Source organism: Mesonia phycicola (assembly GCF_900141885.1).
Classification (GTDB): Bacteria; Bacteroidota; Bacteroidia; order Flavobacteriales; family Flavobacteriaceae; genus Mesonia; species Mesonia phycicola.
On sequence record NZ_FQYY01000002.1, the window covers coordinates 209357 to 226879 of the forward strand.

The following is a 17523-nucleotide window of genomic DNA, read 5'->3' on the forward strand; positions in this document are numbered from 1 at the left end:
AATGAGCAAGTTAAGCGAAAAAGAAATTAGTGATAAACTACAAGACTTAGAAGGATGGGAGTTTCAAGAAAACGCCCTTCAAACTAAATTTGAATTTGAAAACTTTAAAGAAACTTTTAGCATTATGACGCGTATTGCTTTTGAAGCAGAAGCACAACAACATCACCCAGAGTGGACAAATGTTTATAACACTTTAAGCATTTCACTTTCTACCCATGATGCTGGCGGAGTAACAGAAAAAGACTTTCAAATGGCAAAAACTATAGAATCTATCATAGATGCCGAGTAATTTTTAGGATAATTACCTTAGTATTTTATCTTTTTAGTAAATTTGCGTACATCATAATTTAACAAGAAAAAAATGGGAAGAGCTTTTGAATTCCGTAAAGCACGAAAAATGAAAAGATGGGCAGCAATGTCTAAAGCTTTTACGCGTATTGGTAAAGATATAGTAATGGCTGTTAAAGAAGGTGGCCCAGACCCAGATGCTAATTCACGATTAAGAGCAGTTATACAGAACGCAAAGTCTGTTAACATGCCAAAAGACAATATTGAGCGTGCCATAAAAAGAGCATCTGATAAAAGTCAAGGTGATTATAAAGAAGTACTTTTTGAAGGTTATGCGCCACACGGTATAGCTATTTTAGTAGAAACAGCTACAGATAACAATACAAGAACAGTTGCCAATATTAGATCTTATTTTAATAAATGTAATGGTAACTTAGGTACTTCTGGCTCTGTAGAGTTTATGTTTGATCATACTTGCAATTTTAGAATTAACGGAGAAGGAATAGATGCGGAAGAATTAGAACTTGAATTTATAGATTTTGGAGCAGAAGAAGTATTTGATGATGAAGATGGTATTTTAATATACGCCCCTTTTGAAAGTTTTGGAGCTATTCAAAAAGAATTAGAAGATAGAGAGATAGAAATTTTATCTTCTGGGTTTGAAAGAATACCTACCACTACAAAAAAACTATCTGAAGAAGAAGTTGCAGATGTAGAAAAGCTAATTGAAAAAATTGAAGAAGATGATGATGTACAAAACGTATATCACACTATGGAAGAATAAAATCTCTTCTAATTACATCATAAAAAAAGGAGCTATTTTTCAATAGCTCCTTTTTTTATTTATGTTTTTAAGAAATATTACATTTCATTAAAAATAGAATGCATTAAACGTTTTTTATCGTTTAAGCTCTCTTCCATAGAAATCATCGTTTCTGTACGGTAAACACCTTCAATATCATCTAATAAAAAGATAATTTGCTTAGCGTGCTCTGTATTTTTTGCTCTTACTTTACAAAAAACATTAAATTTCCCTGTAGTAACGTGAGCTACAGTTACAAAAGGAATATCGTTAATACGTTCTAAAACAAATTTTGTTTGAGAAGTTTTATTTAAATAAACACCAACATAGGCAATAAATGCATATCCTAGTTTTTTATAATCTAGTGTTAAAGAAGAACCAATAATGATTCCCGCCTCTTCCATTTTCTTTACTCTCACGTGAACCGTACCTGCAGATATACTAAGCTTCTTTGCTATATCTGTAAAAGGAGTTCTAGTATTATCTATTAAAATATCTAGAATCTGGTGGTCTACTTCGTCTAATCTAAATCTTGCCATTTTGATAATTTATTGAAATTCGTCTATAAACAAGCTACAAAAATATAACAAAAATCAATATTTATCGAATTTGAGGATTAAGAATTTGTTAAAAAAATTGAAATAATCTCATTATTCAACGTGATTTTTTCAATTTTAATTCCTATTTCTAGATTTTTAACACTATTTATTCGTAAAACCTTATTTTCTGCATTTAGTTCTTTATGACCAAAACGGTTATTTAAATCTCCAATTGCTTCAATTATAGGCATTAAATAAAATTTACCTTCTTCTAAAACTTCTTTATACTGTATTGCCACATCTTTAATCTCCCCTTCTATTTCTGCGTTTCTAATTATTATATCATTAAATAATTTATCGTTTTCAGGGATTTTCTCATACTCTTTACGGTCTAAATCTTTATAGGTAGCAGATATAATTTGTGAAACTACAGAAAACAAAGACAGAAAAATATACTTTCTTGTTACTTCCCTCTCATAGTCTTCATAATAGTGACCAGCCTCAAACAAAATAGTTGGTACATTTTGAGCCTGAAAATAATCTCCCACACAGTTTATATTAAAACCATCATCATATCTACCTACTTGGTTTGGTATTACAGCTTGCAAATAATTGCTCATTCCTACAATTAATTGCATAGCCTTTTCTCTTACAGTATTTACCTCTCTAGCTTCATTGTAAGCCGGAGCCAAGAAAGAGACTGTAGCAGGCTTATTTACGCTTCCTGCACTAAAAATTGTACGCTGATCGTGTAAGTTTAGGCAATAATGAGGTTTAAATTCTTGAAAAACCTTTCTTAAAATTTTACTTTCTGGCTGGCTTTGATTGGTAGCATCTCTATTTAAGTCTACCTCATTTGCATTAACACGAGTATAATTTTTAAGTCCGTCAGGATTTAAAACCAAGATAATTTTAATAGTACAATCTTCTAATGTTCTGTTTTTAAAATCATCATTTTCATCAATTGCTATAAAATTTAATAGATCTAAAACAGCCTTGGTAGTGGTAGACTCATTGCCATGCATTTGAGACCACATCAAAATCTTTTTTGGACCATTTCCAAATTCAATTGAATAGATTTTTTCACCTAAAACAGATTTTCCTTCGGTTTGAATAATAAAATAAGAAGGTAAATTTTCTATATAATTTACAATAGAGGAGTAAGACAAATACCTACCAGTAATTGATACCTCTTTAAATTCTGAATACTTTTCTAAAAGATGTTTTGCTTCCATAGTTTACAAAAGTAAACATTCTATATTTTACAATTGTAAACAATTGAATTTCAAAATTAGTTTAAAAATGTAAACAAGTATTTATACAAATGAATACTCTTTTCAGGAAAAAATCCAATTCTCAATAAAATTACACATAAATCATTTGTTTTTAGCTATTTAAATATCTTTGATTAAAGCTAAGATTTAATATAATTACAATTAAATAAAGATATAATTGGTGTTTACAATTAAGTTATTTACATTTGTAACATAACAAATTTTAATAATTAGTTTACAATGGTAAACAGTGTAGAATTCGCTAAAAGGTTAGGTAAAATCATGGATTATTATGATTTATCTGCTGCTTCTTTTGCAGATAGAATACAAGTGGGACGCTCTTCTATATCTCATATTCTCTCTGGCAGAAATAAACCTAGTTTAGATTTTGTAATGAAGATTATACAAAGTTTCCCTGAAGTAGAATTGTATTGGTTATTAAATGGAGATGGAAAATTTCCTAGAGAAAACAATCCAACTCCTAGTCCACTTCCTTTAGAAAATGAACCTTTAAAAACAGAAAAGCCTACAAAAGAAATTGTAAAAAACGAAGTTGAAAAAAGTAGTTTTGAATTAGAAAATTTAACAGAGACTACCAACTTACCTTCTACATCTTCACAAAAGAAAATTCATAAAATTGTTATTTTTTATAAAGACGGAAGTTTTGAATCTTTTCAGAATTAAATATCATGGGAAACATTATTTTTGTGAAAAATAAAATTGCACCATGAAAAGTTTTATCACCGCTACTATTCTATTTTTATTTCTTAGCAGTTGCTTTGCTCCAGAAAGAAATTGTGAAGATTTTAAAACCGGTACTTTTGAGTTTGAATCTTATTTAGAAGGCGAGCTAGTTAAAACTACTTTTGTGAGAACAGAATCTTTAGAGATTGATTATTTTAGAAATGAAGTAGATTCTTCTTCTATTAGATGGATTAATGATTGTGAATATATACTTACCAATTTAAATCCTAAAAATATGGCAGAAGAAAAGCCATTACACATGAAAATACTAACTACTAAAGGAGATACTTATACTTTTGAGTTTTCTGTGGTTGGAGAAGATAAAAAACATAAAGGGACCGCAAAAAAGATTAAATAGTCTTTTAGCCATCTACTTTAACGTCCAGATTTTTTTTGAGTTAAAATTAAAGGTTTTAAGCAAGTTTTAAAAAAATTGCTTAAATGATAATGGTAACTTGAAAATTGTAGCTTAGAAAGCGCTTAAATCTTTATTTTCTGATTTAATTAATTTTTAGTTAGCGTCTTTTCGAGAAAACTGGATTAATTATTGGGAATGCATTTTGAAAAAATTTTAAGTATACAATTTCTAAATGCAACTAAACATAGAACTATTCAGTGTTTTTTAAGTAAAATAATCTTGTATTTTATTTAATCCTATTTGCTCTCGTTGGTATTAAATTTAGCTTTAAGAAGCTCGTTTTGCTCTTTCATTATTTCTTTCATATCTGCAAGAAGCTCAATATCTTTAGGGGTAACTTCTTTTTTGTTTTTTACGTCTTCGGCTTTATTTCTTAATCGGTTAGATATTTTTACCACTAAAAACACACACCAAGCCACTATAAAAAAGTTAATTAATACAGTAATTAATTCGCCATAACCAATGTAGACGCTTTCTTTAATTATTTCATTGTTTTGAACAACAGCCTCTTTTAAGATAAGTTTTTTGCTTTCAAAATTAAAATCGTCTGTCAATAAAGAGATAGGCGGCATGATTATTTTTTTTACAAGCGTATCTACTACTTTATTAAATGCAGCACCAATTATTACCCCTACTGCAATATCTATCATGTTGCCTTTTATGGCAAATTCTTTAAATTCTTTGAAAAATTTACTCATACAATTTTAATCAAATAATGAGGCTTGACTCTCTGATGAAGAATCTGCTTCGTTATCTTTTGGTAGTGGTTCTTCATCTAGAACTTCTTCTTCTTCAGTTATAGAAACTTCTGGCTCTATAGGTTCTAGTAAATTAAGCTGCGTAATTTTCTCTGTAGTTAATTGATTGCCTTGTGCTTTAATACCTTTTACAGAAATAAATTCTTCTAAATTAACCTCATCATTAGGTTTTTGTTCTTTATTACGTTGTTTACGGTATATAATTTCTAATACAGGAATGGAGTCTGTAGTTACTAACTCTAATTGAGACTTAGGGTGATCTGTAATTACTAGCTCATCTTTATCTGCGTGTTCTATTAAAAAGCGTTTTACATAGTAACGCTCGCGCTCCCCTTCCCAATACACTACAGATATTGGTTGCTGCGGATTCCATTTTTCCATTAACACATAATTCTCATCAAAACGAGTAGTTAACTCAGGGATAATTGTTTTTGCTATACCATCTTGAGTGATTAACAATATTCTATCATCTCCTTTAAACTCTCCTAATAAGTCTCCTCTTTCATCTACATTTAGTCGTTTTACTACATTGTCAAACCAAATTTTTCTTGGTTTAAGTGTAGAAACGCCTTCTTCTTTGAGTTCTACTTTTTTAATAGCGTGTTTAGAAACTATGTTACCTTTAGCGCCTCTTCCTTTAATTAGTTGGTCTGCAAAATCTACTTCAAATTTTAATTTTTTAACGCTACCTACTTGTCTTAAATAAACGGTAACTTTTTCTGCTTCTCCGTTAGGGTTTGCAGAGAAGTAAAATACTTTTGTACCTGCTTTACCACTACCAATACTATACTCTTTATCTCTTGTAATAGAGGTGACAGCAAAACGCTTTATGTAAGTATTTCCGTTTGTACCATCTTTATAAATCATGTTATAAATGGTACGTTTATCTTTCTTCTTAAAAACAGCTGCGTGAATTATATTTTTACCTACAAATGTTTTTGCATCTACTTTGGTTACCATCATAGTACCATCTTGCATAAAGCAAATAATATCATCTATATCACTACAGTCTGCTACGTATTCATCTTTTTTTAGAGAGGTACCAATAAACCCTTCTTTTTTATTTACGTAAAGTTTGGTATTTCTTATCACTACTTTGGTAGCTTCTATATCTTCAAAAAGTCTTATTTCTGTTTTTCTTTCTCTTCCTTCACCGTAATCTTTTAATAGTTTTTCAAAATAAGAAATTGCAAACTCTATTAAATGCTCTAAATGATGTTTAATTTGTGCTATTTCATCTTCTAGTGCTTCAATTTTTTGTTGTGCTTTATCTAAATCAAATTTTGATATTCTTTTTATTCTAATTTCTGTTAGTCTTGTAATATCTTCTACAGTTACAGCACGTTTAAGGTGGGTTATATGTGGTTTTAATCCTTCATCTATAGCTGTAATAACCCCATCCCAAGTTTCTTCTTCTTCAATATTTCTATAGATTCTTTCTTCTATAAATATTCTTTCTAAAGATGCAAAATGCCATTGTTCTTGTAGCTCGTCTAACTTTATTTCTAATTCGCTTTTAAGAAGTTTTACGGTATGATCTGTACTTAATCTTAATATTTCTGAAACTCCTATAAAATGAGGTTTATGATCTATAATTACACAACATAAAGGAGAAATAGAGATTTCACAATTGGTAAATGCGTAGAGCGCATCAATGGTTTTATCTGGAGAGATATTATTTGGCAGGTGAATTAAGATTTCTACATTTTCTGCCGTATTATCTTCTATATGTTTTACTTTAATTTTTCCTTTATCATTTGCTTTGATAATAGAATCTATTAAAGTTGTAGTTGTAGTACTGTATGGTATTTCTGTTACTACTAATGTATTTTTGTCTTGCTGACTTATTTTGGCTCTTATTCTTACTTTTCCGCCTCTTAAACCATCGTTGTAATTGGTAATATCCATAATACCCGCTGTTGGGAAATCTGGATAAATTGTAAAGCGCTTGCCATTTAAATGCTTTATAGAAGCTTGGATTAATTCTATAAAGTTATGCGGAAGAATTTTTGTGCTTAACCCTACTGCAATACCCTCTGCCCCTTGCATTAATAGTAACGGAAACTTTACAGGTAAATTTATAGGTTCTTTTCTTCTTCCATCATAAGAAGATTGCCATTGTGTAACTTTAGGACTATAAATTACTTCTAAAGCAAATTTAGAGAGTCTTGCTTCAATATATCTTGATGCCGCTGCTCTATCTCCTGTTAAAATATTACCCCAGTTACCTTGTGTATCTATTAATAATTCTTTTTGCCCTATTTGCACCATTGCATCACCAATACTTGCATCCCCGTGAGGGTGATATTGCATGGTATGCCCAACGATATTAGCTACTTTGTTGTAACGCCCATCGTCTAAATCTTTCATAGATTGCATGATTCTACGATGCACAGGTTTAAAACCGTCTTCTATAGCTGGTACGGCTCTTTCTAATATTACATAAGATGCGTAATCTAAAAACCAATCTTTATACATACCAGTAATTTTAGTAATTACCTCTTGGTTTGTATTTTCTTCTAAAGGTTCTTGATTATTATTTTCTAGATCTTGACTCATGTAATTTTTTACTATTTGTTGAAACTACTTTGTTTAATGACGTATTCATAAGGCTAATACGTTTAGGTGTGACAAAGGTAATATCAAACACCATTTTTTTTACTTGCCTTTTGCCTAAATAATTAGATTTAACGTAAATGTTTAACTTCTTAATGAAGATATAATTTTTAATCTTGAAGTTTTTTAATTTTTGCTTAGGAAATTCTGCTCTTTTCTCTCTATAATTAATAGTTTCTGAAAGTAAAGCTCCAGAGTTTCTAAAACAAAGTGCCTCGCCATCACTATCATATTCAAAAAATCTTCCGAAGTTGTAAATATATACCAACAAGAAAATCATGATGCTTAAAAATATCCAAAATACTATCTCTGCATAAAATAAGTGTTCTTGCTTAAATTTAAACTCTAAATAACCAAAAACACCTATACTTACTACAATAAGAAGGTATAAAAATGGTATATATTTAATTGTTTTATGATTGTTAAACCTCATATATATTATTCAGTCTCTATTACATCTAATTCAAATCTTAAATTATCAATGATAAATTCTTGTCTGTCTGAGGTGTTTTTACCCATATAGAAGGTTAGTAACTCTTCTATACCAGTGTCTTTATCTAGCATAACTGGATCTAAACGAATATCTTCTCCTATAAAATACTTAAACTCATCTGGAGAAATTTCCCCCAATCCTTTAAATCGAGTAATTTCTGGTTTTCCTGTTAATTTATTTATTGCTTCTTGTTTTTCTTTTTCTGAATAACAATAAATAGTTTCTTTTTTATTTCTAACTCTAAATAATGGAGTTTGTAGTATATATAAATGCCCTTTTTTAATTAATTCTGGAAAAAACTGTAAAAAGAAGGTAATTAAAAGTAACCGTATGTGCATACCATCTACATCGGCATCTGTTGCAATTACAATGTTGTTGTACCTTAAATCGTCTATAGAGTCTTCTATATTTAATGCTGCTTGTAACAGGTTAAATTCTTCATTCTCATAAACAATCTTTTTACTTAAACCAAAACTGTTTAATGGTTTTCCTTTTAAACTAAAAACTGCTTGGGTATTTACATCTCTAGATTTGGTAATACTACCACTTGCAGAATCTCCCTCGGTAATAAATAAAGTTGTTTCTAGGTTTCTTTGTTTTTTTACATCACCAAGATGTACGCGACAATCTCTTAATTTTTTATTGTGTAAGCTAACTTTTTTTGCACGCTCACGAGCTAGTTTTCTTATGCCTGATAAATCTTTACGCTCACGCTCTGCTTGTAAAATTTTTCTTTGTAGCTTTTCTGCTGTTTCTGTGTTTCGGTGTAAATAATTATCTAACTGTCGTTTTACAAAGTCTACAATATAAGTTCTTACGGTTGGTAAATCACCGCCCATATCTGTAGAACCTAATTTTGTTTTTGTTTGACTTTCAAAAACTGGCTCCATTACTTTAATACTAATAGCAGAAACTATAGATTTTCTAATATCGGAAGGCTCGTAGTTTTTACCAAAAAACTCTCTTATGGTTTTTACAATTGCTTCTCTAAATGCAGTTTGATGTGTACCTCCTTGGGTGGTGTGTTGTCCATTTACAAAAGAATTATACTCTTCACTGTATTGAGACCTGTTATAAGTTATAGCTACTTCTATATCATTTCCTTTTAAATGAATAATTGGAAACAAACGATCTTCTTCATGAATACTATCTGATAATAAATCTTTAAGTCCTTCTTCTGAATAAAATTTTTCACCATTAAAAACTATGGTTAAACCTGGATTTAGGTAAACATAGTTTTTAAGCATTTTTGCTACATATTCGTTTCTAAATTTATAGTTTTTGAATATACTTTCATCAGGAATAAAAGTAACCTTAGTACCTTTTCTTCTTGAGGTTTCTTCTAAAAATTCTTGATTGGTTAATTCTCCTTTTTCAAACTCTGCAGAAGCAGATTTTCCTTCACGAGAAGACTCTACCCTAAAATATGAAGAAAGTGCATTTACCGCTTTTGTACCAACTCCATTTAAACCTACAGATTTTTTAAAGGCTTTAGAGTCGTATTTACCTCCGGTATTCATTTTAGAAACAACGTCTACTACTTTTCCTAAAGGTATACCTCTACCGTAATCTCGTACAATTACTTTTGTACCTTGTATAGAAATTTCTATGGTTTTACCAGCTCCCATGACATACTCATCAATAGAGTTATCTAAAACCTCTTTTACCAAAATATAAATACCATCATCTGCAGAAGACCCGTCGCCCAGTTTACCAATGTACATTCCTGGTCTCATTCTAATATGCTCTTTCCAGTCTAAAGAGCGTATATTGTCTTCTGTGTACTTAGTTTCTTCTACCATAAAATCTTAGGATCTCAGGCTAAGATAGTATCATTTCACATAAAATAAAATATCTTTTCAGGAAATTAATTAACAATTTTATATACTATGCCTTGAAAAATTTAGAAAGTATATAGATTAGTTTTTGTTTTTGAAACGGTTTTATAATGATTTCATCTACACCCAAGCTATAAGCTTTTTCTTGTATTTCTGATAATTCTGAAGCTGTTACTGCTACAATAGGAATTGTAATACCTTTTTCTCTTAACTTTTTAGTAATTTCATAACCATTCATAGATGGTATATTGATGTCTAGCAGCAATAAATCATACTTAGTAGTTAGCAAAGTATTATATGCTTCTAAACCATCTTCTATCATATCTAATTGTATATTGTATGGTGATAAGTATTTCTCTATCACCATTTTATTTATCCTATTATCTTCTACCAATAGAATTTTCTTGCTTGAACCCGAAAAGTTGAAACTATCTGCTTTTAAAGACAAATCAATTTTATTATGAGAAACTACACTACAAGATAAATCAAAATAAAAGGTTGACCCCTTACCTACAGTAGAATCTAACTGTATATCACTATCTAAATGCAACAGCAGGTTTTTTACTAAAGATAAACCTATACCTGTACCCTCTAGCATATTACGCTCTAAACCAACTTGAGAAAATTTATTAAAAATCACTTTTTTCTTATCTTCTGGTATTCCTATTCCGTTATCTTTTACGGTAAACCTCAACATTAACTCATCTTGCGTAATTTGATAGCTATTGTTTATTTCTATACTTGTAACTACCAAACCTCCTTTTGAAAATTTAATAGCGTTTTCTATTAAATTAATAAGAATCTCTGAAACAATGTTTGAATCTAAAATAACTTCTTCTGGTACATCTTCTTGAATTTTAAATTCAATATTTACATTATTTTTCTTTGCTAGAAATACTACCCCTCCTTTAATTGTATCTATTAAATTTTTAATTTTTATTGGCTGCAAATTTATTTCTACATTGTTATTATCTAACTTACTCATTAAAAGAACATTATTAATAAGTCCTAATAAATAGTCTCCAGAAAATTTTAATGATTTTAAGAGTTTTCTATTATCGTTAGAAATTTCTTTTTCTGCTAATAATAATGAAGTAATACCAATAACACCGTGTAATGGTGTTCTTATCTCGTGGCTAATATTTGAAATAAAATTAGATTTAATTTCTGCAGCTAGTTTTACTTTTTCTTGTGCTTCTACAAGCTCTTTGTTTTTATTATTTAAATGAAAAATTAGTTTTTTTCTTTTTTGGTTAGTAATAAAAATTAAAATAAAAGACACGCCAAGCAAACCACTAATGATAACAAAAAACAAACTAAGCTTACTTTTAGACACTAATACAGAAGCTACTGTTTCTTTTTCAAGGGTATCTAAGGCAGCTTCGTATTTATTAATGTTTTGTTTTAAAACTTCTAATTTTAATCTTTCAGAAGAAATACTATCTAATTCTTTTTCTTTATAATCAATATATTCTTCTTTATAAATTAAAGCGTTTTCAAAATCATGATCATTTTTATAATATCTAGCTCTAAATTTTAAAATATTTATAAATTTATAAAGCAAGCCATCTCTTTTTGCTAATGCATATGCTTGTGACAAATGATATTGAGCTAAATTGTAATTTTTAATTTCTCCGTAATATCTTCCAAGAACATAATTAAGCTTAATCTGAAACTTTTTTTCTTGAATAGTATTGCTAGATTCTTGCAGGTAACTATTTAAAGAATTGAGATAAGGCGTTACTTTTTGGGGAGATTTATTGTTTAAAAAATTCTGACAGAATTTTACTAGTATTTGTTTATGTGCCTCTTCACTTAATGCATCACTATATTTTAACGCCTTTTGGTAATAAACCTCTGATTTTGAAAAGTTTTTGTGAATAGCAGCTATTCTTGCAAGTTGCTGGTAAATATCAATTAAAACAATAGAGTCTTTATTTACTTTAGCTATACCTATAGCTTTTGAATAGTTGTTTTCTGCTTTTTCAAAATTTTTAATAGATTGATCTATACTACCCAAAAGAAAATATGCTTTAGAAATATAGGTAGAATCGTTTTGCCTAATGGCTTTTTTTAATAATATTCTACTATCTATTAAGGCCTCTAAATAGCTAGAATTTTTATAATGAGAAGTAGATTTTTGAAAGTAGTATTGAAGTGATTCTTGCTGTTGAGAAGTTTGCTGACCAACAAGTTGTACACTTGTTAGAAAAATTAAAATTAAGAAAAATAGATTTCTCACAGTTTAGTATAAAATTTTGTTCTAAAATAAATTTTATTATCATAATAACAAGGTAATTAGCATAAAAAAAGTCTATAAAATAAATTATAGACTTTTTTTATTTATAGTTTGATTTTTATTTACACATTAAATCTAAAATGCATAATATCACCATCTTTTACTATATACTCTTTTCCTTCTACATTTAACTTTCCTGCTTCTTTCACTTTTGCTTCACTACCAAAAGCTACATAATCTTCGTAACTAATTACTTCTGCTCTAATAAAACCTTTTTCAAAATCTGTATGAATTACTCCAGCTGCTTGTGGTGCTGTAGCTCCTACATTAAACGTCCAAGCTCTTACTTCTTTTACTCCTGCAGTAAAATATGTTTGCTGATTTAAAAGTTTATATGCTCCTCTAATTAGTTTACCAGAACCTGCTTCTTCTAAACCTATATCTTCTAAAAACATTTTTCTCTCCTCATAATCTTCTAATTCTGCAATATCTGCCTCTGTACCTACTGCCAAAAAGATTACTTCTGCGTTTTCATTTTTTACTGTTTCTTTAACTAAATCTACATATTTGTTTCCACTCACAGCAGAACCTTCATCTACATTACAAACATACATTACTGGTTTGTCTGTTATAAACTGCAAAGGTTTTACAAAATCTTTACGGGCATCTTCTTCTATCTCAATTGCTCTTACAGAGATTCCTGCTTCTAAACCTTCTTTTAGTTTTAAAAGTGTTTCTTGCTCTTTTTGTGCTTCTTTATTACCTGTTTTAGCTGCGCGTTTAACCTTGTCTAACTTTTTCTCTATAGTTTCTAGATCTTTTAGTTGTAGCTCCATATCTATAGTTTCTTTGTCTCTAATAGGGTCTACACTGCCATCTACGTGAACTACGTTATCGTTATCAAAACATCTTAACACGTGTAAAAGTGCATCTGTTTCTCTAATATTACCTAAAAATTGATTTCCTAATCCCTCTCCTTTACTAGCTCCTTTAACTAAACCTGCGATATCTACAATTTCTACCGTTGCAGGAATTACTCTTTCTGGGTTTACTAATTCTTCTAATTTTTTTAATCTTAAATCTGGTACATTTACCACTCCTACATTAGGTTCTATAGTACAAAAAGGAAAGTTTGCACTCTGCGCTTTGGCATTAGATAAACAATTAAATAAAGTTGATTTACCCACATTTGGTAATCCTACAATTCCTGCTTTCATGAAGACTATTTTATTTTACAACCGCAAATATACAATTTGATTTATTTTTTTAGACTTTTTAATAACATAAGAGTTTTAAAGAAAAAGTTTAGGGTAATATTAGTTTTAGCTTATTAAAAATTAACACTTACCACAACTACATTTGGTTAGAATTTAAAATATACTAATTATGAAAAAATTTGTTTTACTAATAGCGATGATTTCTTTCTCTTTTGGGTTTGCTCAAAATGAAGATAAAATATCTAAAACAGTAACTACTAAAACGAAAATTAAATCTTCTGCTGGTGAAGAGGTTGCTATACAAGAAAAAAAATATACTTCTAAACAAGCTTTAGAGGTAAATGATAGTAATAAAGTAAACCAAGAAGCTGTAAGAAGTGCTGTAGAAATTAAAGAATCAACCACTTTTAGTGTTGGTAATGAGAATTACACGATTGAACCTGATAAAAATGGTTACGTAATGATGACTCATAAAAACGGAGAAAAAAAAATGTATGGGAAAATAAGAAAAATGCCTGATCATGAATTTTACATTTTAGTAAAAGAAAATGAAAACTCTTTTGGGTATTTTGATGAAGACAAAAACTTTATTGTAGAAAGTTACGATCCTGCATCAGACATGGTATTGCTTAAAAAATATAATTTAGAATAAGTAAATTTATATTTATAAAAAAGGCTCTCTAAATTTAGAGAGCCTTTTTTTATTTATTCATGGTGCATAAAACTTTGTTTACCCAAGAGAACTTCATCTGATTCTACATGATCATCATCTGGTACGCAACAATCTACAGGGCAAACAGCAGCACATTGTGGTTCTTCATGAAAACCTTTACACTCTGTACATTTATCTGGTACTATATAATAAAACTCATCACTAATAGGCTCTTGAGCTTCATCTGCATCTGCTTCTACTCCGTTAGGTAAAACCACATTTCCTTCTAAATCTGTTCCATCTGCATATCTCCAATCATCTGCACCTTCATATATAGCTGTATTTGGACACTCAGGCTCACAAGCTCCACAATTAATGCATTCGTCTGTTATAATTATAGCCATTTTTTTCTTTTTAGTTTACGTAACTTTGTACAAAAATAAAGCCATTAGTACAGATAACCAAATAATATGACGCTAGAAGAACGTAAACAAGCATTTATTCAATTAGGTCAATTTTTAAACGACTTTATTCAAGAAAAAACTCCAGAAAATAGCCTACATTTTCACGAGCAATTATTAGAAAAAACAGAATCTTCAATTCATTATAATGGCTGGTTTACTAAAGAAAACATATACTTTTCTTTAACACAATGGGCTAGTGCTCTTACTAAAGAAAATTTAGAAGAATGGATCTCTAATTACTCTTTGAAAGAAAAACAACCTAAGACAGTAGCTGTAATAATGGCAGGTAACATCCCTTTGGTAGGTTTTCATGATTTTCTGTCTATTTTAATTTCTGGAAATAAAGTATTAATTAAACAATCTTCTAACGATAAATTACTACTCCCGGTATTGGTAGAATTTTTAATAGATGTTAACCCTACTTTTAAAGAATATATCACCTTTACAAAAGATAAATTAGAGAATTTTGATGCAGTTATTGCCACAGGAAGCAATAATACTGCTCGTTATTTTGAATATTACTTTTCTAAAAAACCACATATTATTAGAAAAAATAGAAACTCTGTAGCTATTTTAACTAACAATGACACAGTTGATGATTTAAAACCATTAGCAGAAGATATTTTTAGGTATTATGGATTAGGCTGCAGAAATGTATCTAAAATTTTTATTCACGAAGACTTTTCTCTAGAAACACTTTTTAAAGCTGTTTACCACTGGAATTCTATTATCAATCAAAATAAATACGCTAATAATTACGATTATAATAAAGCAGTTTATTTAATGAGTGAATTTAAATTATTTGATAACGGATTTTTAATTTTAAAAGAAGACACTTCTTACTCTTCTCCTATTGCAAGTGTATTTTATGAAAAATATTCAAATTTAGATGATTTATTAGAAAAATTAGATCAAGAGAAAGAACAAATACAGTGTATAGTTTCTAATAATTTAAAAGAAAATCACGTAAATTTTGGTAAAACTCAACAACCTAAATTATCTGATTATGCAGATAATGTAGATACTATGAATTTCCTGATAAATTTATAGGTTATTTTTTTTTATTAGCAGCTTAACTTTGTAATTTTAGCTTTCTTATTTATACCCATAAAAAAAGTTATGAAAAAACACAATTTTAGTGCAGGACCTTGCATTTTACCACAAAGTGTATTTAAAGAAGCTTCTCAAGCTGTATTAGATTTTAATAACTCAGGCTTATCTATATTAGAGATTTCTCACCGTAGTAAAGATTTTGTAGCGGTAATGGATGAAGCACAAGCATTAGTAATAGACCTACTAAAATTAGAAGGTAAAGGTTACAAAGCTTTATTTTTACAAGGAGGTGCTAGTACACAATTTTTAATGACAGCTTATAATTTATTAGAAAATAAAGCTGCTTATTTAAATACAGGTACTTGGTCTTCTAAAGCTATAAAAGAAGCTAAAATGTTTGGCTCTGTAGAAGAAGTAGCATCTTCAGCAGACAAAAACTTTAACTATATACCAAAAAACTACAGTATCCCTGCAGATGCAGACTATTTTCACTGTACAAGTAACAATACCATTTTTGGTACTCAAATTAAAGAATTTCCTACCACTACTACTCCACTAGTTTGTGATATGAGTAGTGATATATTTAGTAGAGAATTAGATTTTTCTAAATTTGATATAATTTATGCAGGAGCTCAAAAAAATATGGGACCTGCAGGTACTACTCTTGTAGTAATTAAAGAAGATATTCTGGGTAAAGTTTCTAGACAAATACCTTCTATGTTAGATTACAAAACACATATAAGTAAAGACAGTATGTTTAATACACCTCCTGTTTTTGCAGTATACACTTCTATGTTAACCTTACGTTGGTTAAAAGAAAAAGGTGGTATTGCTGGTATTCAAAAATTAAATGAAGAAAAAGCAGCTTTATTATATGCAGAAATTGATAGAAACCCTTTATTTGAAGGTTTTGCAGCCGTAGAAGATAGATCTATCATGAATGCTACATTTAATCTAAAAGATGAAAAATTAAAAGATCTTTTTGAAGATTTAGTAAAAGCAGCAGGTATTAACGGTATTAACGGCCACAGAAGTGTAGGTGGTTACAGAGCGTCTATGTACAATGCATTACCTAAAGAAAGTGTACAAACTCTAATTACAGTGATGAAAGAGTTAGAAACTCAAGCTTAAAAAAACAACAAACACAACAATAAAGAATATGAAAGTATTAGCTAACGACGGTGTATCTCAAAGCGGAATAGATCATTTAGAGAGCAACGGTTTTGAAGTAATTACTACCAAAGTTGCACAAGAGCAACTTATAGATTACCTAAATAAACATCAAATTGAAGTTATTTTAGTAAGAAGTGCTACCAAAGTAAGAAAAGATATTATCGATGCTTGCCCAAGTTTAAAAATAATTGGTCGTGGTGGCGTTGGTCTAGACAATATAGACGTAGAGTACGCAAAAGAAAAAGGAGTTAAAGTAATTAATACTCCTGCAGCTTCTTCTGCTAGTGTAGCAGAATTAGTTTTTGCTCACCTTTTAAGTGGTGTTAGATTTTTGCAAAATGCTAACCGAGATATGCCTTTAGAAGGAGAGTCTAAATTTAAAGACTTAAAGAAAAACTACGCTAAAGGTGTAGAGCTAAGAGGTAAAACTATTGGTATTATTGGTTTTGGTAGAATTGGTCAAGCTACTGCTAAAATTGCATTAGGTTTAGGGATGAAAGTGATTGCTTCAGACGGATATGTAGATGAAGCGACTATTGAACTAGATTTCTTTGACGGTCAAAAAGTAGATTTCACCATTAAAACCATTAGTAAAGAAGAATTATTAAAAAATTCAGACTTTATTAGCTTACACGTACCTTCTCAAAAAGAATACGTTATAGGAAAGCAAGAAATAGAAATGATGAAAGACGGTGCAGGTATAATTAATGCTGCTCGTGGCGGAGTTATAGATGAGGTTGCATTAGTAGAAGCTTTAGATAAAAGAAAATTAAGCTTTGCAGGTTTAGATGTTTTTGAATCTGAACCAAAACCAGAAATCAAAATTTTAATGAGTCCATATATTTCATTAACTCCACATATTGGAGGTTCTACCAACGAGGCTCAAGATAGAATTGGTCTAGAATTAGCCAATCAGATTATTGAAATTTTGAACTAACACCTTTAACAACCAACC

At 29.5% G+C, this 17523-nt stretch carries 17 protein-coding genes; 8 read left to right on the top strand and 9 right to left on the bottom strand.

What is annotated here, in order from left to right; genetic code table 11:
- Window position 1: 1 nt before the first annotated feature.
- Together BUC03_RS03705 and BUC03_RS03710 are read left to right on the top strand one after the other, a co-directional pair.
- Window positions 2–289 carry a 4a-hydroxytetrahydrobiopterin dehydratase gene (locus BUC03_RS03705; protein WP_073148383.1) on the top strand — a complete coding sequence of 96 codons (288 nt, stop codon included), beginning with the start codon at window positions 2–4 and terminating at the stop codon, window positions 287–289.
- Window positions 290–361: 72 nt separating this feature from the next.
- Window positions 362–1072 carry a YebC/PmpR family DNA-binding transcriptional regulator gene (locus BUC03_RS03710; RefSeq protein ID WP_073148385.1) on the top strand — a complete coding sequence of 237 codons (711 nt, stop codon included), beginning with the start codon at window positions 362–364 and terminating at the stop codon, window positions 1070–1072.
- Window positions 1073–1149: 77 nt separating this feature from the next.
- Here the strand turns inward: BUC03_RS03710 and BUC03_RS03715 are convergent, their stop codons facing one another.
- A complete protein-coding gene (locus BUC03_RS03715) occupies window positions 1150–1629 on the bottom strand; it encodes an Lrp/AsnC family transcriptional regulator (RefSeq protein WP_073148386.1) in 480 nt (159 codons plus the stop codon).
- A 77-nt stretch (window positions 1630–1706) separates the two neighbouring features.
- Window positions 1707–2864, bottom strand: a complete 1158-nt coding sequence (locus BUC03_RS03720) for a M14 family zinc carboxypeptidase (RefSeq protein WP_073148388.1) — start codon at window positions 2862–2864, stop codon at window positions 1707–1709.
- 279 nt (window positions 2865–3143) lie between these two features.
- Between BUC03_RS03720 and BUC03_RS03725 the strand changes: the two genes are divergently transcribed.
- Both BUC03_RS03725 and BUC03_RS03730 read left to right on the top strand, forming a co-directional pair.
- Complete coding sequence (locus tag BUC03_RS03725) at window positions 3144–3587, top strand: helix-turn-helix domain-containing protein (RefSeq protein WP_073148390.1); 444 nt, start codon at window positions 3144–3146, stop codon at window positions 3585–3587.
- A gap of 43 nt (window positions 3588–3630) precedes the next feature.
- Window positions 3631–4005: a DNA topoisomerase IV gene (locus BUC03_RS03730; RefSeq protein ID WP_073148392.1), complete on the top strand. Its 375-nt coding sequence runs from the start codon at window positions 3631–3633 to the stop codon at window positions 4003–4005.
- A 296-nt stretch (window positions 4006–4301) separates the two neighbouring features.
- On the opposite strand, the gene mscL is transcribed toward BUC03_RS03730, so the two are convergent.
- The 6 genes from mscL to ychF all read right to left on the bottom strand — a co-directional run bounded on the left by mscL (window position 4302) and on the right by ychF (window position 13226).
- The gene (gene mscL, locus BUC03_RS03735) at window positions 4302–4763 is read right to left on the bottom strand and encodes a large conductance mechanosensitive channel protein MscL (RefSeq protein WP_073148394.1); all 462 of its coding nucleotides are present in this window, start codon (window positions 4761–4763) and stop codon (window positions 4302–4304) included.
- Between the two features lie 6 nt (window positions 4764–4769).
- On the bottom strand, window positions 4770–7382 hold the full coding sequence (locus BUC03_RS03740) for a DNA gyrase/topoisomerase IV subunit A (RefSeq protein WP_073148396.1): 2613 nt from the start codon (window positions 7380–7382) through the stop codon (window positions 4770–4772).
- Complete coding sequence (locus BUC03_RS03745) at window positions 7360–7872, bottom strand: hypothetical protein (RefSeq protein ID WP_073148398.1); 513 nt, start codon at window positions 7870–7872, stop codon at window positions 7360–7362. The genes BUC03_RS03740 and BUC03_RS03745 overlap by 23 nt, the downstream gene beginning before the upstream one ends.
- A gap of 5 nt (window positions 7873–7877) precedes the next feature.
- Window positions 7878–9734 (bottom strand): DNA topoisomerase IV subunit B, encoded by a 1857-nt coding sequence (locus BUC03_RS03750; RefSeq protein ID WP_073148400.1) that lies wholly within the window; start codon window positions 9732–9734, stop codon window positions 7878–7880.
- An 85-nt stretch (window positions 9735–9819) separates the two neighbouring features.
- Window positions 9820–12012, bottom strand: coding sequence for a response regulator (locus tag BUC03_RS03755; RefSeq protein WP_073148402.1), 2193 nt, complete (start codon window positions 12010–12012; stop codon window positions 9820–9822).
- A gap of 119 nt (window positions 12013–12131) precedes the next feature.
- Window positions 12132–13226, bottom strand: a complete 1095-nt coding sequence (gene ychF / locus BUC03_RS03760; protein ID WP_073148404.1) for a redox-regulated ATPase YchF — start codon at window positions 13224–13226, stop codon at window positions 12132–12134.
- 169 nt (window positions 13227–13395) lie between these two features.
- On the opposite strand from ychF, the gene BUC03_RS03765 reads away from it, so the two are divergent.
- Window positions 13396–13878 carry a hypothetical protein gene (locus BUC03_RS03765; protein ID WP_073148406.1) on the top strand — a complete coding sequence of 161 codons (483 nt, stop codon included), beginning with the start codon at window positions 13396–13398 and terminating at the stop codon, window positions 13876–13878.
- A 53-nt stretch (window positions 13879–13931) separates the two neighbouring features.
- On the opposite strand, the gene BUC03_RS03770 is transcribed toward BUC03_RS03765, so the two are convergent.
- Window positions 13932–14282: a 4Fe-4S dicluster domain-containing protein gene (locus BUC03_RS03770; RefSeq protein WP_073148408.1), complete on the bottom strand. Its 351-nt coding sequence runs from the start codon at window positions 14280–14282 to the stop codon at window positions 13932–13934.
- 66 nt (window positions 14283–14348) lie between these two features.
- Here BUC03_RS03770 and BUC03_RS03775 point away from each other — a divergent pair, with 66 nt between their 5' ends.
- The 3 genes from BUC03_RS03775 (at window position 14349) to BUC03_RS03785 (ending at window position 17505) form a co-directional block, all read left to right on the top strand.
- Window positions 14349–15392 (top strand): acyl-CoA reductase, encoded by a 1044-nt coding sequence (locus BUC03_RS03775; RefSeq protein WP_073148410.1) that lies wholly within the window; start codon window positions 14349–14351, stop codon window positions 15390–15392.
- 69 nt (window positions 15393–15461) lie between these two features.
- Window positions 15462–16526 carry a 3-phosphoserine/phosphohydroxythreonine transaminase gene (gene serC, locus BUC03_RS03780; protein ID WP_073148412.1) on the top strand — a complete coding sequence of 355 codons (1065 nt, stop codon included), beginning with the start codon at window positions 15462–15464 and terminating at the stop codon, window positions 16524–16526.
- 28 nt (window positions 16527–16554) lie between these two features.
- Window positions 16555–17505 (top strand): D-2-hydroxyacid dehydrogenase, encoded by a 951-nt coding sequence (locus BUC03_RS03785; RefSeq protein WP_073148414.1) that lies wholly within the window; start codon window positions 16555–16557, stop codon window positions 17503–17505.
- The last annotated feature ends 18 nt before the right edge of the window (window positions 17506–17523 follow it).

Coding starts and splice junctions, on each gene's coding strand:
- BUC03_RS03705 (WP_073148383.1), top strand. CDS start 2: ATGAGCAAGTTAAGCGAAAAAGAAATTAGTGATAAACTACAAGACTTA.
- BUC03_RS03710 (WP_073148385.1), top strand. CDS start 362: ATGGGAAGAGCTTTTGAATTCCGTAAAGCACGAAAAATGAAAAGATGG.
- BUC03_RS03715 (WP_073148386.1), bottom strand. CDS start 1,629: ATGGCAAGATTTAGATTAGACGAAGTAGACCACCAGATTCTAGATATT.
- BUC03_RS03720 (WP_073148388.1), bottom strand. CDS start 2,864: ATGGAAGCAAAACATCTTTTAGAAAAGTATTCAGAATTTAAAGAGGTA.
- BUC03_RS03725 (WP_073148390.1), top strand. CDS start 3,144: ATGGTAAACAGTGTAGAATTCGCTAAAAGGTTAGGTAAAATCATGGAT.
- BUC03_RS03730 (WP_073148392.1), top strand. CDS start 3,631: ATGAAAAGTTTTATCACCGCTACTATTCTATTTTTATTTCTTAGCAGT.
- mscL (WP_073148394.1), bottom strand. CDS start 4,763: ATGAGTAAATTTTTCAAAGAATTTAAAGAATTTGCCATAAAAGGCAAC.
- BUC03_RS03740 (WP_073148396.1), bottom strand. CDS start 7,382: ATGAGTCAAGATCTAGAAAATAATAATCAAGAACCTTTAGAAGAAAAT.
- BUC03_RS03745 (WP_073148398.1), bottom strand. CDS start 7,872: ATGAGGTTTAACAATCATAAAACAATTAAATATATACCATTTTTATAC.
- BUC03_RS03750 (WP_073148400.1), bottom strand. CDS start 9,734: ATGGTAGAAGAAACTAAGTACACAGAAGACAATATACGCTCTTTAGAC.
- ychF (WP_073148404.1), bottom strand. CDS start 13,226: ATGAAAGCAGGAATTGTAGGATTACCAAATGTGGGTAAATCAACTTTA.
- BUC03_RS03765 (WP_073148406.1), top strand. CDS start 13,396: ATGAAAAAATTTGTTTTACTAATAGCGATGATTTCTTTCTCTTTTGGG.
- BUC03_RS03770 (WP_073148408.1), bottom strand. CDS start 14,282: ATGGCTATAATTATAACAGACGAATGCATTAATTGTGGAGCTTGTGAG.
- BUC03_RS03775 (WP_073148410.1), top strand. CDS start 14,349: ATGACGCTAGAAGAACGTAAACAAGCATTTATTCAATTAGGTCAATTT.
- serC (WP_073148412.1), top strand. CDS start 15,462: ATGAAAAAACACAATTTTAGTGCAGGACCTTGCATTTTACCACAAAGT.
- BUC03_RS03785 (WP_073148414.1), top strand. CDS start 16,555: ATGAAAGTATTAGCTAACGACGGTGTATCTCAAAGCGGAATAGATCAT.